Annotated in this window: 17 protein-coding genes and 1 pseudogene; 8 read left to right on the forward strand and 10 right to left on the reverse strand. The window is 66.1% G+C overall.

Annotated features, from left to right (window positions below):
- Positions 1-20 precede the first annotated feature (20 nt).
- Entirely contained in the window at positions 21-1904 is a 1884-nt protein-coding gene (locus QQY66_RS33570; protein ID WP_301984059.1) for an ATP-binding protein, read from the reverse strand.
- The gene (locus QQY66_RS33575) at positions 1901-3373 is read right to left on the reverse strand and encodes a DEAD/DEAH box helicase (RefSeq protein ID WP_301984060.1); all 1473 of its coding nucleotides are present in this window, start codon (positions 3371-3373) and stop codon (positions 1901-1903) included. Before QQY66_RS33575 ends, QQY66_RS33570 begins: the two co-directional genes overlap by 4 nt.
- Positions 3374-3988: 615 nt before the next feature.
- Here QQY66_RS33575 and QQY66_RS33580 point away from each other — a divergent pair.
- The 6 genes from QQY66_RS33580 to QQY66_RS33605 all read left to right on the forward strand — a co-directional run bounded on the left by QQY66_RS33580 (position 3989) and on the right by QQY66_RS33605 (position 13996).
- A complete protein-coding gene (locus QQY66_RS33580; protein ID WP_301984061.1) occupies positions 3989-5173 on the forward strand; it encodes a cysteine desulfurase family protein in 1185 nt (394 codons plus the stop codon).
- Between the two features lie 45 nt (positions 5174-5218).
- Positions 5219-6331, forward strand: a complete 1113-nt coding sequence (locus tag QQY66_RS33585) for a DUF4007 family protein (protein WP_301984062.1) — start codon at positions 5219-5221, stop codon at positions 6329-6331.
- Positions 6328-9927: an ATP-binding protein gene (locus QQY66_RS33590; RefSeq protein ID WP_301984063.1), complete on the forward strand. Its 3600-nt coding sequence runs from the start codon at positions 6328-6330 to the stop codon at positions 9925-9927. Before QQY66_RS33585 ends, QQY66_RS33590 begins: the two co-directional genes overlap by 4 nt.
- Positions 9924-10757, forward strand: coding sequence for a phosphoadenosine phosphosulfate reductase family protein (locus QQY66_RS33595; RefSeq protein ID WP_126272101.1), 834 nt, complete (start codon positions 9924-9926; stop codon positions 10755-10757). Before QQY66_RS33590 ends, QQY66_RS33595 begins: the two co-directional genes overlap by 4 nt.
- A gap of 434 nt (positions 10758-11191) precedes the next feature.
- Positions 11192-11995 carry a hypothetical protein gene (locus QQY66_RS33600; RefSeq protein WP_301984065.1) on the forward strand — a complete coding sequence of 268 codons (804 nt, stop codon included), beginning with the start codon at positions 11192-11194 and terminating at the stop codon, positions 11993-11995.
- 3 nt (positions 11996-11998) lie between these two features.
- The gene (locus QQY66_RS33605; RefSeq protein WP_301984066.1) at positions 11999-13996 is read left to right on the forward strand and encodes a DNA sulfur modification protein DndB; all 1998 of its coding nucleotides are present in this window, start codon (positions 11999-12001) and stop codon (positions 13994-13996) included.
- A gap of 381 nt (positions 13997-14377) precedes the next feature.
- Here the strand turns inward: QQY66_RS33605 and QQY66_RS33610 are convergent, their stop codons facing one another.
- From QQY66_RS33610 to QQY66_RS33630, 5 genes are all read right to left on the reverse strand, one after another.
- Complete coding sequence (locus QQY66_RS33610) at positions 14378-16282, reverse strand: hypothetical protein (protein WP_301984067.1); 1905 nt, start codon at positions 16280-16282, stop codon at positions 14378-14380.
- Between the two features lie 361 nt (positions 16283-16643).
- Positions 16644-18005, reverse strand: coding sequence for a DUF317 domain-containing protein (locus tag QQY66_RS33615; RefSeq protein WP_301984068.1), 1362 nt, complete (start codon positions 18003-18005; stop codon positions 16644-16646).
- Between the two features lie 65 nt (positions 18006-18070).
- Positions 18071-19201: a DnaB-like helicase N-terminal domain-containing protein gene (locus QQY66_RS33620; RefSeq protein WP_301984069.1), complete on the reverse strand. Its 1131-nt coding sequence runs from the start codon at positions 19199-19201 to the stop codon at positions 18071-18073.
- Positions 19201-20475 (reverse strand): DNA cytosine methyltransferase, encoded by a 1275-nt coding sequence (locus tag QQY66_RS33625; RefSeq protein WP_301987577.1) that lies wholly within the window; start codon positions 20473-20475, stop codon positions 19201-19203. Before QQY66_RS33625 ends, QQY66_RS33620 begins: the two co-directional genes overlap by 1 nt.
- 5 nt (positions 20476-20480) lie before the next feature.
- A complete protein-coding gene (locus QQY66_RS33630) occupies positions 20481-20762 on the reverse strand; it encodes a hypothetical protein (protein WP_301984070.1) in 282 nt (93 codons plus the stop codon).
- Positions 20763-20943: 181 nt separating this feature from the next.
- Between QQY66_RS33630 and QQY66_RS33635 the strand changes: the two genes are divergently transcribed.
- Positions 20944-21429, forward strand: a complete 486-nt coding sequence (locus QQY66_RS33635; protein ID WP_301984071.1) for an NUDIX hydrolase — start codon at positions 20944-20946, stop codon at positions 21427-21429.
- 77 nt (positions 21430-21506) lie between these two features.
- On the opposite strand, the gene QQY66_RS33640 is transcribed toward QQY66_RS33635, so the two are convergent.
- Entirely contained in the window at positions 21507-23684 is a 2178-nt protein-coding gene (locus QQY66_RS33640) for a tyrosine-type recombinase/integrase (protein ID WP_301984072.1), read from the reverse strand.
- Complete coding sequence (locus QQY66_RS33645; protein ID WP_301984073.1) at positions 23681-24724, reverse strand: site-specific integrase; 1044 nt, start codon at positions 24722-24724, stop codon at positions 23681-23683. The genes QQY66_RS33640 and QQY66_RS33645 overlap by 4 nt, the downstream gene beginning before the upstream one ends.
- 79 nt (positions 24725-24803) lie before the next feature.
- Between QQY66_RS33645 and QQY66_RS33650 the strand changes: the two genes are divergently transcribed.
- Positions 24804-25055: a hypothetical protein gene (locus QQY66_RS33650; protein ID WP_301984074.1), complete on the forward strand. Its 252-nt coding sequence runs from the start codon at positions 24804-24806 to the stop codon at positions 25053-25055.
- Between the two features lie 51 nt (positions 25056-25106).
- Here QQY66_RS33650 and QQY66_RS33655 read toward each other — a convergent pair.
- Positions 25107-25634 (reverse strand): annotated as a pseudogene (locus QQY66_RS33655) (hypothetical protein); the annotation flags it as partial.
- Positions 25635-25644 lie beyond the last annotated feature (10 nt).

Genomic DNA, 25644 nt, shown 5'->3' on the forward strand with positions numbered 1-25644 from the left:
CCAGACGTGGTCCGGCTGCGTCACTCGTCATCGCTCCCGTCTTCGATGAAGTCACGGGCGTAACGGCCCCAGTCGCGCCGGGCGTCCGAGATCCTGGCGCGGTCCCGCTTGTTGGGGATCTCGTCCTCCATACGGGCCCAGGAGAAGACGAGGAGTTTGAAGGTGTCGGAAGCGCGGGTCAGGCGTTGGCGGAGTTCAGTCTCACTCGCGTCTTCGGGCACGTCTTCAAGGACGGTCATCAGCTCGCTGTGCAGCGGGTGTTCGGTGTTGAAGATCACCTGCAGCATGCCGGCCATGAGGTCGATGTTGAAGAACGCCGTGGAGTCCTGCGGGCTGGAGATCCAGCGGACACGCCAGTCTTTCTCAAGCGCCTCGTCGACCATGGACTGGGCGGTGTCCTCGTCGAGGTGATGCCGCTCGGTGAGCGCCGCGAACTGCTCCTGGCGCTTGTCGTTCTCGGTGGCTTCCTCTGCCAGGCGGTCGGTCGTTCCCGTGTGGCCGTCCTCCTGCCGGCGCTTCACCGCGTCCGTGGCCTTGGACGTGACTACGTCGTCGTGGCGCTTCTTGCCTCCCCGGTTGCCCAGCGTGTGCTGCTTCAGCTTCCGCCGCATTTTGGGCAGGAGGTTCTTCTCCAGGTAGAGCGCAAGATCGATCAGGGGCAGGCGCGGGTCGCCGAATTCGGCGATGCGGTCCTTGAACGCCTTGGGCGTCTCGTCCCCCTCGGCCTCGGCCGTCCAGTCGAAGTGGGCGAGAGACGAGAAGACCGTGGCGGTCTGCTTGTTGTTCGTGACGCCGAAGATGTCGTCGAGCTCCGGGGGGAATTCCACCTCGATGCCCCACCAGCGCTCGACGGGGTCGTACCCGATGGCCCACTTGGAATCGAGGTCAAGCTCGCGCCCCTGCCGGACCAGGGAAATCCCGATGTTCCGACGAGCATGCTGACCCCACGGGTGGAAACCGGCGTCGCGGTTGGGGTTCGCGTTGTCGGGCCACGGGTGACCTTCGACGTCGGCGCGGCGGGCCTCGGGCCGGGCGATGGATGCCCGCACCTTCACGTTGTGCTTCGTCCCGTCGACCGTGATCGGGAAGTTGGCGACCCCGGGTTCCTTCTCGTTGCCCATGTCGAAGGGCTCGAACATGGGCTTGTTCCCGAACGGCGGCGGCGTCCCGGTTGAGTCCATCAGGTACAGGGGATCGTTGGGCTCGGCGAAGTACGCCCCGTTGTCCCCTTCGAGGACCTTTCCTTCGCGGACCGGCGCCATCTTGATCTCCACCTTGCCGTCGTGGAGGTAGTGCCGGTACACACGGCCGATCAGCTCAGCAGTGTTCCGCAGGGTGGCGCCGGCGCCGTGCCATTTGACTCGGTCAAGGTCCGACCAGACCACGAGGGTGCCGGTGGTGCCCAGCGGTGCCTCGCTGAGGTCGCTCCAGTACTCCGGCACGGGGCGGTGTACGGGACTGGGGACGTCGTCGAGTCCGCCGTTGATCTCCTCAAGATCGAGGTAGGTGTACATGGCGTTCGGGGACCCATTGGTCCAGGACCAGACCTCGACCTTGGTGCACTGGGACATACTGGAGTTGGGCAGCCCCATGCCGAAGCGCCCGATGCGGTTGCGGTCGCCCCCGAGGCCATCGCCGTACTTCAGGGCGCGCCGCAGGAGTTCGGCGTCCATGCCCTTGCCGTTGTCGAGGACGGCTATGGCGTCCACCCGGTGCCTCGTCTGGGTGGCGCCCTGCACCGGGCTCTCACAGGCGAAGACCTGAACCAGTGTGGCTTCCGCGTCGATGCTGTTGTCGATCAGCTCGGCGAGCGCGTAGGCGGTGTTCTTGTAGCCGCTGTCGCGCATGGCCTTGACGGTCAGCGAAGGGCTGACGATCCGGTATTTGCTTCCCTCGCCGGTCACGCGGTCTCCCATACGTCTTCCCAGTTGGTGAATGCCTCGGCCACGTCTCCGAACCCGGGCAGCTCCGGGTCGACGACGGTGACGATCTCGCAGGTGGCGGTTCCGCCGGCCTTGGGGCCGCGGATGACCCGGCCGACCATCTGGCTGTACAGGACCAGCGACTTGGTCGGTCGGGCGATGACGGCAGCACTGGCCGCCGGGGCATCGAAGCCTGTGGTCAGGACCCCGAAGTTGCACAGAATCATGGGGCGTCGGCCGGCGCCCTTGAAGCGTCTGATGGCATCGTTCCGGTGCCGGGGAGAGGACTCGCCGGTGACGAAGTCGGCATCGAGGCCGAGCGCCGACAGGACGGCGGCGATCAGGCGGCAATGGTCAACGGAGGCCGCGAATACCAGGATCCTGCGGTGCTGGCGTTCCAGTAGCTCCAGCACGGTCTGGACGACCTTGAGGTTCCACTGCTCGTCGCTGGCCAGCGACGCGATGATGTCCGACGGGATGTCGAAGGACTTCGCGAGCAGTTGCTGATCGCGTGCGGACAGATGCAGGCCGGCTTCGGAGGCGACGGTCTTCATGATGGGCTTGGCCAGGTAGCCCTGTTCGATGAGGGCGGTTACCGGGTTGCTGTATCCGTCGATCTGCAGCATGACCTTCTGGCGGGCGAAGAAGTCCGACAGCCGCTCATCCTGCGTGACGTCCGCCCAGGTCCGGCCGGGGGTGGCCGTCAGGCCCAGCAAGCTGGCATCGGGGCGGATGGTGAGGGCGTCCACCACTCGCTGGTAGGTCGGCGCGATGATCTGATGAGCCTCGTCGAAGACTGTGAGAGTGCTGCGCGATGCGAGTTTGCGGAGCAGCTCCGGATCGCTTTTGTCTGCGGAGACGGCCTTCTCCAGCCCCAGGATGACAAGGCCGTCTGTCAGCGCCTCCACATCGGTGGGCGCCTCACCCCACATCCGGACGACCGCAATCGGACGGTCGCCGAGCTTGGACCACGCGCGCTCGAACTCCGCAGCCGCCTGCTCCAGCAGTTCCTGCCCACGCGCCAGCCAGACCACGAGCGTGGACTCGTGCTGCCGCAGATGGTCGGCGATCAGGTTCATTCCGGTGCGGGTCTTGCCCACGCCTGTCGGCAGGTGAAGGACAACCCGCCGCGGCCCGTCGTACAGCAACTCCTTCACGCGTGCGGCTGCGCGCCGTTGGTGCGGGAACAGCCCGTACTCGGGTTCGGAGTCTTGCCGAAAGAGCGGGGGCAGCGCAGGCGCCCTGTCGACGCTGAAGCCGAAGAACTCCAGCAGCTCCCGCTGTTGCTCACTCGCCCACTTCAGACCGTTCAGGTAGACCAGGGCATTGGTGCCCGCGCCATCCGCCCCAAGACGTTGGGCAAGCTCTGTCTGCTTGTCGGCGGGCAGGAGCCGCAGCAGCTCCTCGCGGTCTATCTGATTGGACACGAGCTTCTCGGCGTCCACCGCCACGGCAGCGACTGCTCGGAGCCGCTCATCGCCGGCGCTTCCGCCGTCGATGAGGTCGAGCAGAGCGCACATGTGCTTGCCGAGCCGCTCGCGGATGTACGGCATGGGAGCGCTGTCCAGCACGGCTTGGAAGGACAGGCCAGGCGACCACGCTGTCATCGATTCACCACCCCTGCGGAACAGGGGAGATTTCCCCCAATGTCTGAATGACCGTCAACTTGCGGAGCCCCCGCCTCAGTTCTGTGCATGCAGAGCTGCCCGCAACTCTGAGTCGCCCCAGAGTTACAGTGCCCGATCACCATAAACCCACGCACTGACACTCGGGTCTCAGCGATTGATATTCGCAGCTCAGAGGCGCTGATGAAGTGCGGCAGGCCCCATAGAGGATCCCGTGCGGCCTCTGTGCCGATGCCCTTTCCCGATATGGGTTGCAGGCGCTCAAGCCATAGGGAACATTAGTTCGAGTTACAGTTTGCGTTCCGGCCGAGCGTCGGTTTCGCGGGCTGATCGATCTCGATCGTTACGATCGCGACTCACTCCTGGTGCTGCCCCCGGTGCACACGTCCGGGTTCCACCAGGAGTAGATTGTGTGCGGTGCTGAGCGAGACGAGGTGGGGCATGAGGGATGAGTCTGATGGGCCGGTTTCGGCGTATCTCGACTACAACGCGACGGCGCCAATTCGGCCCGAGGCGTTGGCGGCCGTTATGGACGCCCTGCAGGCCGTCGGTAACGCGTCGAGTGTGCATCACCCCGGCCGGGACGCCGCCCGTCGCGTAGAGGTCGCTCGTCGGCACCTTGCTGACCTGCTGAACTGCTCGCCGGGGGAGATCATCTTCACGTCGGGGGCAACCGAAGCGAACAATCTCGCGCTGCGCGCGGCTCACCGCCGCGGGGCCCGGATTGTGACGAGTGGTGCAGAGCACCCCGCGGTGCTGGAGACAGCCCGGGATCTGGCCCAAAACGAGCCGCGATCGCTGACCGTCTTGCCGATGCGGGCGGACGGCCTGGTGGAAACCGTGGCCCTGGAGGAAGAGCTCGGCCGGGGCGACATCGGTCTCGTCTCCCTGATGGCGGCCAATAATGAAACCGGGGTTCTCACCGACCTCACGCCAATCGTCAAGGCGGCGCATGCCGCGGGCGCGCTGGTCCACACGGACGCCACACAGATGATCGGCCGGCTGCCGCTGGACCTTTCCGAAGTGGACGTCGATCTTCTGTCCCTGTCGGCCCACAAGTTCGGCGGCCCTCAAGGCGTTGGCGCACTGTTCGTACGACGCGGTACACCGCTGCCGTACAGGCCGTTGATCACCGGTGGCGGGCAGGAGAAGGGGTGGAGGGCCGGCACCCTCAACGTGCCCGGGATCGCCGGTGCCGGAGCTGCCGCTGCGGCCGTCAGCTGTGACCTTGCCGACGACGTCGCCCGCGTGACCCAACTGCGCGATCAGCTCGAGTACATGGTGACCACGGCTGTGGACGGATGCCGCATCAACGGGCAACAAGCCCCCCGCCTGCCCGGCGTGGCGAGCATCACCTTTGCGGGTGCCCCGGCTGACGCAGTCATGGCCGCCATGCCGCACATAGCCGCATCCGACGGAAGTGCCTGCGCCTCGGGAGCCCCAACTCCCAGCCATGTCTTGCTCGCCATGGGGCTGAGCCGGGAGGAAGCAGAGTGCACTGTGCGCTTCTCCCTCGGCTACGCCACAACCGGGGACGAGATCGCCGCAGCCGCCGAGGCAGTGGTGCGTGCGGTCCACCAGGTGCGCGCCGCCATGGCAGCGACAGCCGGCGCGGCTGCTCACTGACTCCAGCATTTCCCTTTATCTCTTCTTCATTTGAGAGGCCCTCGTATGGCAGACAGCAGGCTCGCGGAAGCCGCACATTCCAGCTTCGCGCGCCATGAGACCTTCGCCCCCCGCTTCGGCTGGCTGCATAAGGCGTACATGCGGGTCAAGGAGAATCCGGGAGCTTTCCTCGCTGAAGAGGCCCCGGTCCGGCTCGGCGTGGGTAAGAACATGGTCCATGCCATGCGGTACTGGTCAAAGGCGTTCAAGCTCACCCGTGAGCACGGGGACCCGTCGGGTAAGACGAAGGCCCAGTACGCCTCCCCTACTTGGGAAGCGCGCTGGCTGCTCGACGAGGATGGCGCCGATCCCTACCTTGAGGAACCCGGCAGCCTGTGGCTGTTGCACTGGTGGCTCGTGTCGTCGCGGCCGGGCGCCAAATGCTGGGCCCCCGCGTGGTACACGGCGTTTCACCTTGCTCCGTTCTCTCGCTTCACCGTCGCGGATATGACGCAGGTCGTGACGCGGCATGTCAACTTCTCCTTCAGTGATGGACCGGTGGAGGCGTCGATCACCCGGGATGTCGAGTGCCTGACCAAGATGTATGCGCGCACGCCTGTCGAACAGAGCGGTTCCCGCGCCACCTATGAAGACCTCTTGGCCTGCCCTTTCCGTGAGCTGGACTTGCTGACCTCTGTGGGCACCCGGGGCAAGCAGGAGTGGCAGTTCACCACTGGCACGCGCACCTCTCTCCCGGCCCACGTCCTGGTCTATGCGTGCCTCGACTATGCCGCCCGCGACACCGAGAGTTCCGGCTCCATCTCCCTGGCGCGGCTTGCCAACGAGCCCGGAGCGCCCGGTCGGGCCTTCCGGGTCCGCGAGCCTGAGATCGTCGCCGCCCTGGACAAGGTCGCCGTGGGTCGCCCGGAACTCAACCGGGTGGACGCCGTCGGCCAGCGGACCATGTCCTTCTCCAGCGATCCGAGGGCGCTCGCCTGGGACATCCTCGACGAGCAGTACGACCACGTCACCCTGCGCCCCGGCTTTCCCACCCGGGACGAATGGAGCGCGCAGTACCCGCTGTTGGCCGAAGCAGAGGAGGCCGAGAAGGCCGAGAAGGCTGAGAAGGCCGAACGCAAGCCCCAGGACCACCAGCTCACGACTCAGGAGATCGCGTGACCACCGCAGCTCCCACGCGGACCTCCCGCATCCCGCAGGACGAGGCAACCCCTCAATTCCCGTTCGGAATCGAACTGGTCGGCTCCCAGATGCGGTCGACCAACCTCGAACGCGACGTCGAGGACGAACTGCACGGACCGTATGTCGGGGCGAAGGCAGTTGACGTACTGGAGCGCATCGCCAACGCTGTCGGCGACCTGCGGCGTCCCCGCGCGTGGTCCTTCACCGGACCCTACGGCTCCGGGAAGTCCACGCTGGCTAACCTGATCGAAGCGCTTCTCGGCCGCGACGAGGACCGCCGCGACGAGGCTCACCGGATCCTTGCGGACACCAGCCCAGCCCTCGCCGAGCGTCTCGCCACGGCTCGGGCTGAGCGGACGGGAACCGGGTTCCTCGGAGCCGTGGCCACCGCGCGGCGTGAACCGCTGGTCGCCACCGTGACCCGTGCGCTGGAGACCGCGGCAAAGCGCCGCTGGGGCAAGCGCATCCCGAAGAACATCGCCGCAGCACTCGCGGCCTGCGAAGACCCGACGACGACCGGGACGAAGACGAAGCAGGTCATGGCCGCCATCAAGGCCCTGACCGACAATCAGCAGCCGCTCTTGCTGATCATCGACGAGTTCGGTAAGACCCTGGAACATCTTGCCGGGCACAACGAATTCTCCGGCGCCGAGCACGATCTTTTCCTCCTGCAGGAGCTCGCCGAGCTCAGCGCCGGGCCCAACGGCCTGCCCGTCTTCCTGGTCACCCTGCAGCACCTGTCGTTCATGGACTACGCGTCACGGTCCAGTGAGCTCAAGATCCGCGAATGGGCAAAGATCCAGGGCCGCTTCGAAGACGTCACCTTCGTCCCGCACCACGGCGACTCCCTGCAGCTCCTGCGCCGGCGTCTGGACCACTCCGCGGTCGACGCAGCGGGCCAGGACCTCATCCGCGCGTCGGCCCAGGCATCAGCCCTCGCGTGGAAGAACCACGGTCTGAACGTCCTTACCGAGCTGGCCAGCGACGACTTCGCCGGCCTCTACCCGTTGCACCCACTGACGGCGATCGCTGCGCCGATCCTGGCGGCGCAAATCGGCCAGCACGACCGCAGCCTGTCGGGCTTCCTCAACAGCGGAGAGCCCAACACCGTCCGCGACTCGCTGGCCGCACACTCCCGGCCGGATGCCGAACTCGCCAGCACAGTGCAGCTGCCACAGCTGTACGACTACTTCCTCAACTCCGGCCGGACCTCGCTGCTCGCGGCCTCCAACGCCGGCCGCTGGATCGAAGTCGACGCGCGCATCAAGGAAGCCAACGGACTGCCCGACGCCGACCAGGCGCTGCTGAAGACCATCGGCGTTCTGAACCTCATTGACGCCGACGGCGCGCTCAGCGCCACCAGCGAGATGATCCACCTCGCGCTCCACGACCCCACCGATCTGACCGACGCGGGCGCTTTCGCCCGCCTTGAGGAGCAGCTCGCCGACCTCGTCCGCCGCGGCTTCCTCGTCCACCGGGAGTTCAGCGGTGAGTACCGCGTCTGGCAGGGCACAGACTTCGACATCGACGCCCGGCTGAAGGAGATCATCAGTCACCTCGACGATGCCTCCATCGTCCAGCGCCTTGGCGCGCACCTCCCCAGCGCTGTGGTCGCCGGCCGCCACAGTCAGGTCACTGGGATGATGCGGGTGTTCCTCACCGCCGTCAGCGGCCCAGAAACCCGTGAGATCCAGGCGCCGGACGAGCTGAAGGACCCGGCCGATGGACTGCTCGTCTTCCACCTCGGTCCCCGGGACCAGCTGCCCACCGTCAACTCGACGCTGCCGGTCATCCTCGGAACAACCACCCACCCCGACGTGGTGCTCAGCTCCGCCACGCACCTCATTGCCCTGAGAGAGCTGCTCGAAGACAAGGAACTCGATCACGTCGCCCGGCGGGAGGTCACCGACCGCGCCGTCCAGGCGGAGGCCGAGCTGCGGGAGGTCATCCAGGCGGCCTTCTACCCGCCGACCCAGGACGCCACCTGGGACCTGTGGAACGCCGGACTCGCCCCGGGGACGGACCCCGACAGCTCGAGCCTGCCGGCCCGCAGCCTCAGTGGCCTGGTCTCCCTCGCCTGCGAGAGCGTCTACCCGCACACCCCGCACATTCGCAACGAGATGCTCGGACGGCACTCACTCACCAGCAACGCCGCCCGTGCCCGCAGCGATGTGCTGGACGCGATGCTCACCCGCTCCGGCGAGCAGTACCTGGGCTTCGACGCGACGGCCGGAAGATACGGTCCGGAGCGAGCCATCTACAGCGGCGCGCTGGCCTTCCTCGGCCTGCACCGGGCCAACGGCACAATCCAGGCCGAGAATTCCCCCAACAGCCTGCTGCCGTACGGCTTCTCCGCTCCTGGCGACGGTCACGAGCACGCTCAGCCTGTCTGGGAGGCGCTGCAGAAGACGCTGGACGCGGCAACCCGGCGTACCAGCCTCGACCACATCATCCGGGTCCTGATGAGCCCGCCCTACGGGGTGAAGGCCGGTGTCTGGCCGCTGCTGGTCGTCACCGCCCTGGTGATCCGCCGACACGATGTCGCCCTCTTCGAGGAAGGCTCCTACCTGCCCCGGCTGACGCCGGATGTCGTCGACCGCATCCTCGTCGCCCCCGTCCGTTTCGACGTGAAGTACACGCCGGTCGGGCAGGGGCAGCGCGCCAGCGTGATCAAGAAGCTCCTGGTGTCTCTGAAGGTCGAACCACCACGCTCACAGGCACTGCGTAACCCCGATCTGCTGTCCGTAGCCAGGGCGTTGCTCGAACGCGTCATGGTCTTGAACAGCTACGCCCGCAAGACCAAGCGCATCTCTCCGGATGCACTCGCCGTGCGCAGCGCCCTGGCAAACTCCCAGGATCCGGACGATCTGCTCTTCCGGGCTCTGCCCAAGGCGCTTGGCCTCGCTCCCATCGAAGCCGGCACCCGCGCCAACGCGGCAGCCGCCACGGAGTATGTCGACAGGCTGACCGCAGCGGCAGACGAGATCACCGGCATCGAGCGTACGCTGAGGGAAGAAGTGGTCGCGGTTCTCGCCGAAGAGTTCCGTCTGCCCGCGACGCTTCCCGAGCTTCGGTCGACGCTCGCCGCGCGGCTGAATGGCTTCGCCACGGTGTCACTGAACCCGGAGCTGCGGGGCTTCGTCGACTTCGTGCTCAGCGAGAGCCTCGCTGACGAGGACTGGCTCGACCCGATCGTCGTCCGCCTCACTAACAAGGCGCTCGGAGACTGGGATGACCGGGACGCAGGCATGTTCCCTCGCCTTGCACGCGAGATGTCCGCATCCCTCGACCGCGTCGCCCACCTCTACCAAGACAGCGGCGAGACCCGCGAGCAGGAAGTAAATCTGGAGACGCGGCTGTTGACCTTGACGGACAAGACGGGAGCGGAGCGGCGGACGCTGATCTACGTGCCGGAACAGTCCCGAGGCCAGGCCGACCAGCTCGCGGCCGATGTACTGCAGCAGGCTGAGCAGGCCCTCGGACCCGACGGCGCTCGGATCCTGCTCGCCGCTCTTGCGCAGCGCGTTGCCGATGGGCTGGCTGTCACAGCAACTGAAACGAAGGAGGGGGTATGACGGATCCAGTCACCCAGGAGAAGGTTCGCCACGTCCTGGGTATCTCAGGCGGCAAGGACTCGTCGGCGCTTGCCATCTACATGCGCGATCGCGTGCCGGAGATGGAGTACTTCTTCTGCGACACCGGTGCTGAACTGCCAGAGACGTACGAGTACCTCAACCGGCTGGAAGCGGCCCTCGGTAAGCCCATCGAGCGACTCAACGCCGACCGGGATTTCGATCACTGGATGGAGGTTTACCAGGGCACCCTGCCCAGCCCGCAGATGCGCTGGTGCACCAAAAATCTGAAGATCAAGCCGCTGGAGGAGTGGGTCGGCGACGACAAGGTCATCTCATACGTCGCGATCCGGGCTGACGAGAACCGCCTCGGCTACGTCAGCACCAAGCCGAACATCGATGCCGTCTTCCCCTTCCGCGAGGATGGCATCGACAAGGACGGCGTGATGCGCATCCTCGACGAAGCTGGCATTGGACTCCCTGGCTACTACGAGTGGCGCACGCGCTCGGGCTGCTACTTCTGCTTCTTCCAGCGCAAGCACGAGTGGGTCGGCCTCAAGGAGCGCCACCCCGACCTGTACGACAAGGCCGTGGAGTACGAGGACAAGGTCCGGTTCCGCCACACGGCCATGAAGGGCCGCAACTACACCTGGTCACAGGGCGAGTCGCTCCCGGAGCTCATAGAGCGCAAGGATGAGATCGAGGCCAAGCACCAGGCGGCCCTGGACCGCGCGGCCAAGCGCGTCAAGCCGAACAGGCCCCTCCTGGAAGTCCTGTCCGACGCACTTGACTCCGACGACGACGAGGCCGGCTGCTCCGTCTGCCACCTCTGAGGCGTAGATACAGGTAAGTGGCCCGGCTCGGTCTGCCCAGCCGGGCCACTGCTCTTTCCGGGTAGTTAGCGCCCGCGAAGCCACCTGTGCCCCGGGCCGCGAGCGGTCAGTCAGAGGGCGGCGGAACCAGTGGCAGGACCACTGCTCAACTGGATGTCGCTCTGCGCGATGAGGCAGGTTGTGCGCTAGTCGGGCCGGAGGGAGGCAGGCACCGAAGCGCCGAACTGGGCGAAGCGAACGTCAATGGCCAGCCCATGTGGATCCCGGAGCCGGTGTCTAGGATGGAGTCTTTGGCGTGTCATCCCTTTTCCGACCCTCATCCGCCGCCAAGTCGGCAAGTTCCCACGCAGGTTGAAGAGGCCCACTGCTAGGGTATGGGCTCGACTTCCGGCAGAGCGAGCGGATCCGCGCGTCCGTGCACCATGGGGGGATGGGTGTTCACTGCGTTTGAAACGCGCGTGCTGAACGTTCGCGAGTACTTGGCGATGGGACGGGAACGCTCCGAGCTGATACCAAGAGTGCCAGGCATCTATATCTGGACGCTTGACTTCACTGATATCGGAAAGACAGCACTCGAGCGGGAACCGGCAGACGTATTTTCTGCGGTCCAGACAAGAATCAGTGCGCCCCGTGGTGAGCCACTCGAAGCTGGAATGGTTGGGCGGTATAGAAATGTCCTCATTCAGGATGTCCCGCCTGAGCTGACGCGTGCTTCAGCTGTCCGGGTGGAAGACATGATAAAGGCTCGCAACCTGCATCTTGAATGGGCTTTTCTGTGTGCCACGCTGTTTCAGAGGCCGCTGTACGTAGGTAAGGCCGTCAACTTGTCGGTGCGCCTGAAGACACACATGAAAACGGATTCCCCTCTCAGTGGCGAGCTTGAACGCCTGGGGCTGACGGTAAACGACTGCGCGGTACTCATGCTCCCTGTTACATCACCCGACAATATCGCGGAGCTTGTGGCAGCTGAAGAAGCACGTGCTCGTGCCTTGCGGGCGGCCGGCGCGGCCGAACCGACCGCAAGGAATATCCTCAGCGCAGGAGAGTATGACGGCGCAGATGAGGACGATGGCGGGGATAACGATATGGACTCCGAAGACGATGACGCTCTCTTCTCGGACTCCGAACTTGACGCCGCGGCATCCCCCGAGTTGAGACAGGTTGATCAGCTGGTGCGTTTTGCTGAGTCGCTGACCATTCGCGCCGCCCACCCGTTGCTGAATATGAAGATGGACTAACCCATGAGCCTTTCGTCGCTAAGCCGTCGTCGCCCAGCTTATACCGACCAATACTCCTACGTCCGAGGCGAATACGCCATCGGTGATGAGAAGGTCCCCTATTTCTCCATCTCGATGACCATCAGGGAAGCAGATCAGTACCTGCGCCTGGCTCGGGAGCTAGCATTTAGTGACGACGAGCCTGTGAACCTCGAAGAACTGTTTCAGCGAACGGTTGACGAGGACCGAGCCGCCGGCCCGATCGCTACTTACTTGAGGCAACCCGGCTCACTCAAGTTTTTCAACGCCTTCACCGTCGTCCTCCTACCAGTCGATCCCGACAAGGCTGACACGGTCGCTGAAAGTTACATTGAAGACTCAGCCGCCCCGGCCGAAATCCCGGATGGCGATCTTGAGCGTACGTCGATCGGCCCCGTTCAAATCGATAATTTGCCCGGAACGGATATCGGGTTCATCCGATGGAGTACTAAGCGTGCTCGTGCCGTGATTCTCGATGGCCAACACCGCTTTCTGGCCCTGAAAAGGATCCTAGACTCACCGCAGACCAATCTGCTCAAGCCGGATACCACGAAGATTCCTGTACTTCTCTTGGTTCTTGACGAGAGGGCTGGATTCGTTCCTGCTCGAGATCAGGATAGGCTACTTCATGCCTGCAGGAGCATTTTTGTCGCCCTAAACAAGCATGCCGTGGCGGTCTCAAAGACACGCACATATCTGCTTGATGATCAAGACATCGTGTCCGTAAGTATGCGCCGTCTCTTGACGTCGGAAGTCGGAGACGGTCGCAATAGCCAAGATTCGATCGATCGAATCCCGCTGGCGCTCGTCGATTGGCACTCGGATCAGGCAAAATTCGATCGGGGTCTTCATCTTGCGAGTGTCCTCGGATTGCATGAAACCATCCGACAGATCTACCCGAATCGTTGCGACGAGTCAGACTATGAGGGGCTGCGCGAATATATCACCAAGGTGAGTGCGCTCATCGGCCCTACAGGTGATTCGCGCTGGTCGGAGCTTGCCCTGCGTAATAGGGTGAGTAAGTACGAAGACGACGCATTGCCTTTCATATTTTCTGCTGAGGAGGTCTCTGCCGTTGCGGATGCCTTCGCGAGCGGTGTTGGCCAGGCGATCGTGCGTCCCCTCCTGCAGTTGGAGCCCTACAAACAGCTGAGGGAGGGCTATCAGGCGGCAGGGCTGATCGGCGGCCCCCTGGAGCTCTGGCTTGGTTTCGACAAGTACGGAAAGCAGGCATTTCAGACCCGCACGGGGAATGATCCGAGTGATCTCGCCCGTAGTATCGCCGAGAATGTGAAATCTGGCGATAACGCATTTGCCGTGATCTTTCAGCGCGGCATCCTCCTTTCGGCGGTCAGGTTTGATATCGCCCGGTCTGACTTTGCCGGCGAGTGGGAATGTTCATCGGATCGATTCGCTGTCCTTGATCGCTGGATCGAACGAATGAACGCACGGGTTGTTGCCCATCTCGCCAACCCTGACTTCTGGCTAGGAACCGGAATTAAGGGTGACCGCAATGTCAACTACACTAAGGTGGGTGCCAACGGCGTCAAGGGATTGGTTTCCCTTGCGGCCATGTGCCCGATTGCTGAGCTGAGAGGGAATGCGGCTGCGCTCGCTGAGGGGGGCATCCCTTCAGAGGCCCTGACAGGCTCTGAACAGCTGGCCTGGAAGATGATCTCAGATCCTGACAGTCCTTACTTGCGAGACGATCGAGTGATGGCGGACGCCGCAGAGCCCAGTCTTCAGTTTGCGGCGTATCGCTGGCTTGCGCGGCAATTCGAAACAATCGGTCGCGGACGGGCACCGGGCGTTGTGGCTGGCGTTACCCGACAGGCGTGCATCGAATATCGAAATGCGGCGAAAGCGTATGTTCAGAGCGAACTCCGTGCATCGGGCGTGTCAGCTGACGAAGAGGTCGTACTGCAAGGGGTTCTAGTCCTCGGCGCCCGCCGCTTGGCCCAGATCGCGCAGGCATCTGTGTGAACCCCTCTCCAGTCGGCCTTTGAGTGGCCGCGCTCAGCATCGCTATGGGGCGTCCCGCACGCCCCACTCCCACCATCGTGAGCACGCCAGTGCGCAGTTCCTGATTACCCTCGTGCGTCGGTTTGTGCCGCACGCGGGTTGCCACCCCGGGGTGGGCCCGTGAGTCGCTTGGGTGTGGCTGGACGCTCTCTCAGACCCACTCGAATCCGACGATGACCAGGGTGGCTGCTCTATCTGCCATCTCTGATGAGCCAGTACGCGAAGGCGGCCGATCTGCGTTCATCGGCCGGGCCTCTGGCTGCTCCGTGCAAGGAGCCGGGCGCGCCGGTGCGTGCAGGCAACTCACCCAGCGCCTGCCCGACAGCTTGGGATGGATGGCCTCTAGGCCCAGGGGTCCGCTGGCGGGATCAGGCACCGTTCAGCTTCCCGGAGGGCGAGGCGAATAGGGGTGCACGCCTTCACGTACGCCGCCCGAGAGGCGTCGTCGACGGCGTCCAGCACGGTGGGGGACGGGTCTCCCAGGGCAACGGCGGGATCTTCGGGCAGGCGGGAGAGAACCGGGATGCCGAACCGTGCGAGTTCGGCATCCACCTGTTCGGTGAAGTCCGGTGACGGGGTGCTGTCGGCGCGGGGGGAGGGCTGTCGCAGGACGAGGCCGGAAACGGGGACACGGTCCAGAGGAATCCCTGTGAGGTGTTGCTGGCGCCAGGCCATGGCCGATGCGGCAGGGGTGACGGCCACTTCACGGTGCTCGGCGACGCCATTGCGCGCCTGCGCGGTCACAAAGCTCTCGGGGTATCCGGAGGAATCGACCACGACGAAGTGGCTGTCCACTGATCGTTCGATGTAGGGGCCCATACCGAGGTCGTCGTTGCAGTCCACAAAGATGGCCCAGTCGAAATGAGCGCGTGCCTGCTGGAGCAGGGCGCCCACGTCCGCACGGGAACCGGACTCCGTATGGGTGAAGAGTGCACCGCTACCGGGAACGAGCCTGCCCCTGCGCCAGGGCAAGGATGGAACAACGTTGGGGCGGTCCGGGATGGACCATCCGAATACGTCATGCTCGTAGAGGCGGCGCACCTCACGGTCGGCGTCGAAGGAGTGGGTCACGACGAGGACCGCGCAGCCGTCCAAGGCCCACGCCGCACCGATTTGCATCGCAATCCCCCTCAGATCCCACTGGCATCTGCTGAGTCGAGGGGCGAGCAGCTGCGTGGACCGGCCGGCCGCCGGCTCGTCGCCGTCGGCGACCCGGGAGCGTTGAGAACGGTGGCGGGCGGCGGGTGCGTTGTGAGGAAGGCCGCCGTGGCTGGGGAACGCGGTCTCGTCGAGTGCGGTGAAATGGCGTGGCCTCTGCGGCACAGGCGGTACCGGGACACTCGACACAACGGTTTCCACCCGCAGGACGCTGCGCCAGCCGCTCATGCGGTCGGCCGGCGCGGTGAACTCCATGACACAGCGGCCGTCATCGCAGCGGTGGCCTTCTTCGTCGGTGACCAGGCCCGGCCCGGCCACGGGGTCGCTGAGAATCGCGGCGAGCCGGTCATCATGGAGGGAGACGCCCTGGTGGACCTCGCGCACGATGTGCCAGTCCAGGCCATGGTCTGCGGTTGCGGCTGACACCTTCAGACCTGCGTGGCCGGACAGCCGGTCCCATAGCCGGATCCGGCGAAGGAGGGCGCTGGGCAGCGCGACGGCCGGGCGGTGGTCGTCGATGATCGTACGGGGCTGGGGCTTGCGGCGTCGGCCGCCGGTGCGGAGCTTCTCGGGCGGAAGCGTGCCGGGGTCAACGGTCCACAGGGGCACACACCGCTGCGCGGAAAGGGACGCTTCGTACGCGGAGAGGAGTCCTTCGACATCGTCGGACCGGTCCAGTGTGGTGAGAGCGATGACGCCTGCGGCAGGGTGGCGGGCGAACGCGATCTCGATGCTGTTGCCGACGACACGGGCCCACAGCCCGGGAGCGCCGTGAACCGTCCGCTCGCCCCGCTCACGGTAGGGGAGCATCTCCAGGGCGGGGCGCACCGAGGCGGAGTGCTCGAAGCGGATGTCCAGGCGGCTCGATGCGGGAACGACTTCGGCGATCCCGAGCGAGAAGCGGCTGGAGAGCTGCGGGTTGCCGATGTACTGCAACAGGATTGATTCCAGGAGTAGTTGAGTGTCCGTGCCGCTCGGAACGAGCGACCGCCAGCTCGACAGTTCCTTGACGCGCAGTCGTACGGCACGCAGGGATTCCCCCGTCATCTGCTGCCTGGCGGCGGCGACTTGCTCCTCGATCAACATCATGCTCCTTCTGGTGCGTGCCCCGACCTGGCACAGAAGGCTCATGAAACCGTTCGATGAAGTGGTTGAACTTGAGATCGTCGGAGAGGGTTGTCCGGCAGTGCCAGGGTCGGTTCAACGGCACTCGGAGCTGGCCGCTTCCAGGGGCCAGGTAGCACCACTCCAGCTCATGTGGGGCCTCGGTGTCAAACACCGCGAGCGCATCCGGAGCGTCGTCACTCCATAGGGTGGGGGTAGATCGCCGCACCGTCGGCACTTTGCGGAAGAGTTCCTTTTCAACGCTGCGCCCCTCTGCACGTCCGGTGTGGGCGTTCAGGAAAAGCGCCGGACCTGTGAGAAGACCCGCAACGCCTGAGCACAGGTGTCAGCGTCGAAGGCGCGTGGAGAGGGGCGGGGGCGGCGCTGCGGGCGTGCTGCCGGCGATGTGCTTCACGCGCCGAGGCTGACCGGAGCGGGTCTGGCGGGTCCCGGTGCCGTGCGCGAGTTCCTCCGCGAGGTCGGCGAGGAGGCCGGCCGGGGTGTAGCCGGAGGCGCGGATGGCCCAGGTGGGGTGGTCGATGCTGGGACCGGACCAGATGGTCCAGGTGTCGAGAGGGGTGTGGGGTGCGTGGGCGGCGAAGGCATCGAATTGCACGCCGACATCGCTCTGTTGGGTCTGCCAGCGCAGCCAGCGTCCGTCCACGGTGCAGGTCCAGCCAGCGTCGGTGAGAGGAAGGGTGGCCTGGGCGACGGTCTTATCGGTGATCGGGCTTTCGAGCGCGGTCTCCCAGGCGTCTCCGGCGGCGAGGGCTGTGAGCAGGGTCTTCAGGATGGGGGCGGGGGTGGCGGGCGTGATGGCCATGTGCCACATGCGCTCGCTGACCGGTGTCTCGTACGCGGCGATGGTCCACTTCGAGTCACGGGATTGGGCGTCGTGGTCGAAGAGGGCGCGCAGGGTGAGCGATTCGTGGTTGGCGATGGTGGTGTTGTCGTCCCAGGTGCGGTACTTTTCCCAGTCCCCGTTCTCGGTAAGAAAGTCCTCCAGCAGGGCCTCGTGGTCGCCGGGGTCAGCGGCGTAGGCGGGCACGCTCTCGACGGGCGGCACAGCCGGGGCCGGCGTCGTGTCAGGTGAACCGAAGCTGGTGCGGGCTTGAGAGGTCTGGCGTTCAGTGTCGGTCATGGGGGCGGGGCCGGGGTGTAGGGCGTTGCCGTGGGCGCATTCGAAGGCGGTGAGGGCTTGGGTGGGCGAGTCGAAGGTGTCGGCGATCTGCCGTAGGTGGTTCTCGCCGTGGAGGTACACGCTTCTTCCGCTGTCGCGGTAGGTGCCGACGGCGACGGTGGTCCATCCGTCTTCGGCGTGGGCGTGGATGACGAGCCGTCCGTGGCGGATGTCGTCGTAGATCTTCTGGGCTTCGTTGGAGACCTCGCGGATCTCGGCCCGGGTGCACCAGGGCATGGGGTAGTTCGCCCAGGTCCATTCCTCGGTGATCGCCTCCAGCAGGCTGGCGGTGATCTCGGTGGTGATGCCTTCGGCGTTGAGTGCCTGGGCGGCCTGGTCGGCCCAGTACGGCTCTTCGTGGTCGATGCGGGCCAGGACCATGGCGTCGTCAAGGGGTTCGAAGCCGCGGGCGGCCAGGAGCGCCTGGGCGGTACGGCGGTGGGTGCCGGTGGGGGTCGCGATGACGGCGCTTGAGTGGGCGGGGTGGGTGTCGAAGCGGACGTGGGCGTCGAGGGGGCTGTCGGGCATGAGGTACGGGGCTCGTTTCGAGTCCGGGCCAGGCCGTTTAGGCCGACCGGGCCTGGTAGTTGAGGTCATCGGTGGGTTCGCCCGGCCGTAACGGTCGGCCGGTGTGGCGGGCCGGCCCGGGGAAGCGGCGCGGACCGGGCGGGTGCACTCGTGGTGGGTGAGGGGGCAGGTGTGGTGGCGCGGTTCCAGCGGGCGCGCAGGGCGTTGAGGTCGGCCAGGGCGCGGCGGCTGCCGGTGATGAGCTGGTGGGGGGTGTTGGCGGGGTCGTCGGTGTAGGCGGTGATCCGTTGGGCGACCGTGTGGGCGCGGGCGAGGAGGGCGCGCTGGAGGATCTTCTCGCCCCAGTACTCGGGTGATCCTGCGGGTGTGGAGATCAGGGCCATCAGGTCGCGCGGGGTGATGGAGTCTGTGAGGAGTCCGCGGTGCTGTGCCTCGCCGAGGACGGTGACTGGATCGATCATGTCGCCGCGGTGGACCAGTGCTGTGACGGACTGCCAGAGCGCGGCGTGCAGCGGCAGCAGGAAGTCCTCCGCGGCCAGCCATCGCATCTGCTGCACCTCCGCCGGATAGGCGGTGGCGGTCGCCAGGAGGAGGCGTTCTTCGTCGAGGTCCTCCTCGACGGCCTGCCTTGCGGCATTCGCGGGGTGTGCGGTGCGGGGGAGGGAGCCGGGGTGTGGGGCGAACTGTCCGGCGAGGTCGTCCAGGACGCGGCCGAGAGCGTCGGCCTGCGCCAGGGCGTTGGCTGCCGGGTCGGGTCCGGCGGTGTCGGTGGCGGTCTGTGCGAGGCGCTCGGCGTGTAGGCGCAGCGTCCGGCGGGCGTGGTCGGAGCGGATCATCCGGGTGTAGGCCGCGGCGTGCTTCGGCTGCGGGCAGAACTGGATGAGGGCGTGGAGGTAGGAGGCGGTCAGGCCGGGAGCGTGGGGGCGAGCGTGCTCCAGGACAGCGTTGAGCCAGGTGACGTCCTTGGCGTGATCGTCTGGGTCTGGCGGCGCAAGGGCGCGGATCGCGGAGAACAAGCTGGCGTGGGAGTGGTTGTCGAAGTGGCCCGCGGCCAGTGTCCCGGTATCGGCCAGGCGCGTGGGTTCGAGGAGGAGCGCGCCGAGCAGAGCCTGCTCGGCGTAGTGGACCGGCTTCGGCGCCGGTACGAGGTCGACGTCGTCGTCCTCGTCCTCGTCAGGATCGGGGGTGTGGGGCATCAGGCGGCGAGGGCGAAGTCGTTGGGGTCGAAGGGCTTGTTGAGGTGTGGGGCGAGCAGGTGGGCGGCCAGACGCGGGGGCACGGCGTTGCCGATCTGGGAGAACTGCTGGCCCTTGTTGCCCTGCCACGGGTACTCGGCAGGGAAGCTCTGCAGCACGCCCGCTTCCCGGGCGGTGATCCTGATCGGCTCTGGCACGGGCTGCTGCTCGCCGCCTGGAAGGCTGGCGGTGGTGTCGGCGACCCAGGTGCACTCGTTGGCGCGGTGGCCGAAGAACAGAGTGCCGGCGGGTTCATCGGCACGGCGCACGGTGGCGTTGGCCTGGTTGTTGCTGCGCAGCGACCACTTCCAGTGGGTTGCCTTGCTGGTGAAGGTCGGCGCCGGGAAGTCGGCGGGCGCGTCGTCGCGGGCGCCGTGGCGCGCGATCCAGCCGGCTCCCCGGGACTGTGGCCGGGGCACGACGGTGTCAGGGGCAATGTGGTGGAGCCAGGTTCCCCGGTCGCGGGCATCGGCCAGGGTCTTGCGGGAGCCGGACGGGAAGGGTTCGGGGCCTCCGCCGGGTCCGCCACCAGCACACACGGTGGGCACAGGGCCGTCGGTGCGGCCCCAGCCCAGGGCCTCGGCCATGGACACCCAGCGGGCGCGGCCGGGCCCGAACAGCGACTCCGGCTCGGCGGTCTTCGCGTGGGTGGGCGGCGGGGGTTCGGCGGTGCGTATGCGAGAGGCGAGCAGGATCGCCCGCTTCCTGGTCTGCGGGACACCGTAGTCGGCGGCGTTGAGGATCCCGGTCCACACGGAGAAACCCCAGCTGCGCAGGATCGCCGCGTACTGCCGCCACAGGGGAAGGACGTCGGGGACCTCCTCCATGGCCACCCATTCCGGCTCGCCCACCGTGTTCAGGGCGTGCAGGTAGCGCATGGGCTCGGCCGCGAGGAGGGACCGTTCGTCCGCGCACGCGCTGAGCAGCTGCTCGCGGGTGTCGCGTCCGGCGGCGAGATCGGCGACGGCCTGATGGACGAGCGGCTGGTCGACCAGGCCGAGGCGCTTGCCGGCCATGCTCCATGCCTGACACGGCGGGGAGGCGATCAACCCGAGGATGCGGCCGGAGAAGATCCACGTCGGATAGCGGGCGACGTCGGTCCGAATGGTCAACTGCCCCGCCATGGCTCGTGTTCTGCAGGCCCACTCGTCCCATTCCAGGCCGATGTCCCGCGCGCCGAGGACGGCGAGCGCGTGGCTCCAGCCGCCAGGGCCGGCGAACAGGTCGAGGATGATCCGCCTCACGAGGCCAGCCCGAAGTCGTCCTGCACCGGCTCGGCTTCACCGCGGCATGCCCAGGGAGAGCAGCCGTCGACCACACCGTTCTCCAGCTCCTCCACCACAGCGGCGCGGTCGTCGAGTTCCTGCTGGCGCGCTGCCCACTCGGCGGCCGTGACGTGATCGATGGGGGCCTGGGCGAGGGGGACCCGGGAGCGATGCAGGAACGCCTGGCCCAGCAGCCGGTTCCCGGAGGCGTTCGCGCGGGCGTTGCCCTGGCGGATGGCAGCATCGAACGCGACCACGTCCGCCCATTCGTCTGGGCTCGTGTCCCGGATATTCCTCCATTGCGCGTTTCCGTGAAAGGGACAAGTTATTGAGAATCGAGACAGGGGTGTGACCTTTCGTTGGGTGAAGGCGGGACCGCGTGGAGGCGGTCATCGAGTGGCGTTGCGGCGGTCCTGGACTGGCTCGTAGGGTGCTCCGATGCCTTTGCTGAACCTGCGTCACTCGGTCCGTGCGATCGTTCTGGATGAGGAGGACCGGATCCTGCTGTGCAGGTTCGCCCTTCCGGAGAGGGTGGTGTGGGCAACTCCAGGAGGAGGTATCGAGCCCGGCGAGACACCTCATGTGGCGCTGCGTCGCGAGCTGCATGAGGAGATCGGGCTCGTGCTCGACGGGACGCCGCCGCATGTGTGGCATCGGAGGGTTGTCGAGCCTGGCTATGTGAGCGGGTATGACGGCGCGATTCAGGACTACTTCCTCGTCCGCACCGCTGCCTTCCGGCCGAACGGTGCGCTGTCGAGTGACGAGTTGGCGGCCGAGAACATCACGGGATTTCGTTGGTGGCAGCTGGCGGAGATCACCGACTACCAGGGGCCGGACCTCTTTGGGCCGCGCGATCTCGCCGGTCCACTAACCAGGTTGATCAAGGATGGAATCCCCGAGCGGCCACTGGAGCTTGGGCTGTGAGTCTGGTCGCCTGTTGGTGACTGCACTGGTGTCAGCGGTGAGGCAGCGCGACGCGGCTGATTGAACTTCGGGGAGCGTCAATCGGCGTCTCCTTGCGCTGGGCGAGGCACTGTGTTCATCAGCTGGGTCAGAGGAATGAAGCTGTCCGTGGTGCCGAGTTCTCTGGGCGTGGGACCGGCTGGCGTGGGGGTGTCGGCAAGGCGCTCGGCCAAGGCCGTGACCGCTTCGAGGTCTCCTTCAAGGGCTTCGCGTTCATCGTCGGTCAGATCGAGCCGTTCGAGCATTTGGTCGATGCCGTCCTTGACGGCCAAGAGCTGGCCGCGGGTGGACTGCTTGGGGACGTAGAACGGGCAGCGGGCGCAGGCCATTCGGTGGGGGCATTTGGCGAAGAAGTCGTAGCTGCAGTAGCCCTCGCCAAGGTCGTAGTACTTCCAGGGCTGCTCGCCGCCGGCGGCGGCTCCGGTGAGGATGGACTCGCGGTCGATGAGGACCTGGATGGTGCGGACGTTGCGGGCGAAGTAGTCGGCCTTCTTGTAGGCGGCGGTGAGGGTGCGTCGCAGGATCTCGGCGTAGTAGCGGGTGCTGGCGGGGTGTTTGTGTCCGAGCCATTGCTGCAGGTCGTTGAGGGTCAACGGCTCGCGGGCGTTGAGGAGTTGGGTGGCGATGGTGGCGCGGGCGCGGTGGCTGGTCAGCGCGCCGTGGGAGTCGGTCTGCGGGACCCCGGCCTTGCGGCAGAGGACGGGGATGATGTTGTGGTTGAGGTAGTCCTTGCCGACGAGTTGGCCGCGGTGGCAGAAGAGGTGGGGTCGCTTCTGCCCGGTCTTGCGGTCGATCAGGTCGGGCTGGGGCGGGCGGAGGAGTTTCCAGGCGTCGATGAGCTGGCCGACGATCGGGTCGACCGGCTTGCTGAACGGCCGGGAGGTCTTGTTCTGCGGGATGTGCAGCAGGCAGATGGTGAACGGCTCGCCAGTGGTGTCGTCGGTGCCTTGATCCCAGGTGACGCAATCCAGTTCGAGGCGGCGGATCTCGTCGACGCGGCAGCCGCCGAACAGCCAGACGCCGACCATCGCCCGGACCATCTCGACGGGGTAGTAGGTGGCCTTCCAGCCGGCTTCGCGGGCCCGGCCGGAGCCATACGGCTTGAGGTCCTCGGCGTTCATGGTCAGCCCGGCGGCCATGAGCTTGGCCCATGACGCATCGTCAATGACCCTGGGGTTCGGCCCCATCTGGGCGCGCAGGGACACAGGCATGCTCATCACGCGACGCGGGTCGAAGCGCGGTTTGATCCATTCCCACTCGATGAGGTCGCAGAAGAACCCGCGGATGCTGTCGATCCGTGCGGCCCGGCCGCCGGGGGAGATGGGCTGACCGAAGCGGCTGCGGTTGCGATTGTGGCCGGCCCACTGACCGACGGTGGCCTGCATGGTGTCGGCGACGTACTCGGCCGCCATGTCCCGGGTCCACTGGTCCGGCGCGATGACATCGGGGTGCTTTTCTGCGGCCCAGCGTCCGGCGATGAGGATGACGGAGAACATGGAGCGGATGGTGCCGGGCTCGTGCGTGGAGAACTTCCGCCAGCGCAGGGCCCATTCGGCCCATTGGGGCGGGACGGTGGAGAGCATGTCGGAACGGGGACCGGCCTTGCCTTCGTTGCTGTGCACCGGGGCGGGGATGATGCCCTTGCTCGCGAGCACCCGGGAGAGCTTGATCAGGCCGCGGCGTCGGCTGTTGAGGCCGGCAACCGTGTCGTACTCGGCCACCAGCTGGCGCACCAGAGTGTCAGTGAGGTCTTCCAGGCGAGGGCTTCCGGCGCTGAGGAGGGCGTCGAGGACCGCGTTGCCGACCTGCCACTCCAGCAGGTGCGGGGAGGTCTGCCAGGAACTCAGCGTCTGCTCGACCTCGTGCAGTGCGGGCTCGGTGGCTCCGGGGCCGAAGACCAGGTCCGCGAGCCGGTGCATTTGGTTGATTCCGGCGGTGTGGTGCAGGCGGTGATGCCCGCCGAGGCGGTGCCCGAGGGCCGCGATGTGCAGACGGGCCGGGCCGGCCGTGCGGGAGACCTCCGCCCAGGTGGCTTCGTCCCACGACCGGTAGGTGAGACCGCGGGTGCGGACCGTGTCGAGTACCCGGTTGCGGGCGGCGCGGCCGGTTTTGCGGGGCCATTCTCGTACGGCCTCGTCGACCGGGCGCATCAGGTCGAACAGGGCCTCACGTGTCATTGCCCCGGGTGGTGCCTGGCCGGTGTCGGCTGGGTTCATGACTCCTCCAGCAGTGAGGCGAGCAGTCGTTCGCGGTCGGCGTGGATGGTGGTGTTCGCGCGGTGGAAACGGGCGGCCAGGTCGCGTCCGGACAGGTGGATGTAGCGCATGGTGGTTGCGAGATCGCGGTGGCCGGCGTAATGGGCGATCTGGTCGATGGTCCAGTCGGCACGAGCCAGGTCGGTCAGCCGCAGATGTCGCAGGGTGTGGGTGGACAGCCGGGCAGCCCCGGCTTTGCGGGCGATGCGCTCGACGGTCTTCGACCAGTTGGAAGGGCCCAGCGGGGCGCCGTAGTTGCGGTTCGAGACGGAGCGGAACAGCGGTCCGTCGATCCGGCCGAACATCGTGCGGCGCTCGGTGAGGTAGGTCACGAACAGTCGGGACGAGGTGGTGCCGAAGGCCACTTCCCGGGCTCGCTGGGACTTGGTGGTCCCCGCCCGAAGATGGATTAGCCGGTGTGCGGGTTCGAAGTCCTCGACGTCGAGCTGGACGAGTTCTTCGCGGCGTAGTGCGCCGTCGTAGGCGAGCGTGACCATCAGCCGGTTGCGCAGTGGTTCCTCAGCCGCGGCCGTCAAGATCCGTTGCCAGATCTCCTCGTTGGGGATCCAGGGAGCCTGTTCGACGTGTCGTACGAGGCCCTGTCGGGGTCTGCGACCACCACGGCTTGCCTGTCCTCGCCGAACCGGGTTCTGTTCACGCAGCCCGTCTTCCACCAGGTACTCGTAGAAGGATCGGACGGCCACCAGGCGCTGTTGGATGGTCGCGTTCGCGAGTCCCGAATCGGCCCGGCGTGGGCCCTTCGCGGGACGTCGAAGGGGCCGGTCCAGCATGTCCCTGATCCAGGCTGCGACGGTGTCCGCGCGGGCCAGTAATGGGTCCGTTCCTCCCACGGCGCAGAACCGCAGGTGGTCCTCGACCGCCCGCCCGTACGCGTCGATGGTGTTGGGGGCCCGGCCGATGTTCGCCGTGAACTGCAGCCACCGGCGAGCCAGTTGATGCTCTGCGACAGTGGGGAACTTGCCCCACGGGATCGGGGCCATGACTGCAAGGTAAGGGTTTGTAGCCGCGACAGCGCGTGGCTGACAGGATCTGACCCATCGAGCGCGAGGAGGCACGAAGATGAACCATCGGGACCGCGTGATAGCCCGATCCGTAGCTCGCTACTGGGCACAGCGGCTGTTCGGAATAGTCGCCACCGGTGCCTTGACACTGTTGGGCCTGGTGGCGCTGACGAACGGACCAGAGTCGTTCATCTTCTTCCTCAAGCGAGGCAGCCTGTCGCCACTCATCGCGATCTTCGTTGTAGCGACGTCGGCATGGGTGCTGCTCCTGATGGCTGGAGCGCGCGCCAATCGACACGAAACGGCCTGAGGTCTGAGCTGCCCGTGGACGGCAAGATGATCTCTTCCGATTCCACATAAGACAACCGAGGCAACTCGATTTTGGTGTATGCGCCAGGCCGATGGAGGTCAGGTAACGGACGCAGTCCGCGCGGGACCAATTGAGATCGATGAGCGGGTGCCGGTTGCGCATGTACTTGACGTCGGCATCCTTAGCCCGGTGGAACTCATCGGTCGAGATGCCCACCCACTGCTCGACGAAAACGTCCTTGGGTATTCGCTCGGGGTAGGGGTATCCGAGAAGTTCCCGGACCTTCTTCTTGATCGGTTTTATCTTATATTCCCCGGTGCATTGGCGCCTGGTCATACCGGGTCTGCCATCCTTGTTGAGGATGTAGAGGGGCATCGAGGCGAAGCGGTGATCCGGGTTCAAGGCGTCCTTGCGGATGTTCCCGGAGGAGACGCGGAGGACGGGTATACCTGCGGGTTCGGCTATCTCGCGTTCCAGGCGGTCCAGGTGTGAATAGACGGCCCTGGGTTCCCATCCTGTATCGGCGAAAATGGCATAGTCGACCTTCGGGAGAATTCCTTCGGCTGACAGGGCAAGCATGGCGCTGGAT

It is taken from the genome of Streptomyces sp. DG2A-72, from assembly GCF_030499575.1.
Taxonomy (GTDB): domain Bacteria; phylum Actinomycetota; class Actinomycetes; order Streptomycetales; family Streptomycetaceae; genus Streptomyces.

Bases quoted from the DNA above. Each gene is read 5' to 3' on its own strand.
- QQY66_RS33580 (WP_301984061.1), top strand. From the start codon at position 3,989: ATGAGGGATGAGTCTGATGGGCCGGTTTCGGCGTATCTCGACTACAAC.
- QQY66_RS33585 (WP_301984062.1), top strand. From the start codon at position 5,219: ATGGCAGACAGCAGGCTCGCGGAAGCCGCACATTCCAGCTTCGCGCGC.
- QQY66_RS33595 (WP_126272101.1), top strand. From the start codon at position 9,924: ATGACGGATCCAGTCACCCAGGAGAAGGTTCGCCACGTCCTGGGTATC.
- QQY66_RS33605 (WP_301984066.1), top strand. From the start codon at position 11,999: ATGAGCCTTTCGTCGCTAAGCCGTCGTCGCCCAGCTTATACCGACCAA.
- QQY66_RS33610 (WP_301984067.1), bottom strand. From the start codon at position 16,282: ATGATGTTGATCGAGGAGCAAGTCGCCGCCGCCAGGCAGCAGATGACG.
- QQY66_RS33615 (WP_301984068.1), bottom strand. From the start codon at position 18,005: ATGCCCGACAGCCCCCTCGACGCCCACGTCCGCTTCGACACCCACCCC.
- QQY66_RS33620 (WP_301984069.1), bottom strand. From the start codon at position 19,201: ATGCCCCACACCCCCGATCCTGACGAGGACGAGGACGACGACGTCGAC.
- QQY66_RS33635 (WP_301984071.1), top strand. From the start codon at position 20,944: ATGCCTTTGCTGAACCTGCGTCACTCGGTCCGTGCGATCGTTCTGGAT.
- QQY66_RS33640 (WP_301984072.1), bottom strand. From the start codon at position 23,684: ATGAACCCAGCCGACACCGGCCAGGCACCACCCGGGGCAATGACACGT.
- QQY66_RS33645 (WP_301984073.1), bottom strand. From the start codon at position 24,724: ATGGCCCCGATCCCGTGGGGCAAGTTCCCCACTGTCGCAGAGCATCAA.
- QQY66_RS33650 (WP_301984074.1), top strand. From the start codon at position 24,804: ATGAACCATCGGGACCGCGTGATAGCCCGATCCGTAGCTCGCTACTGG.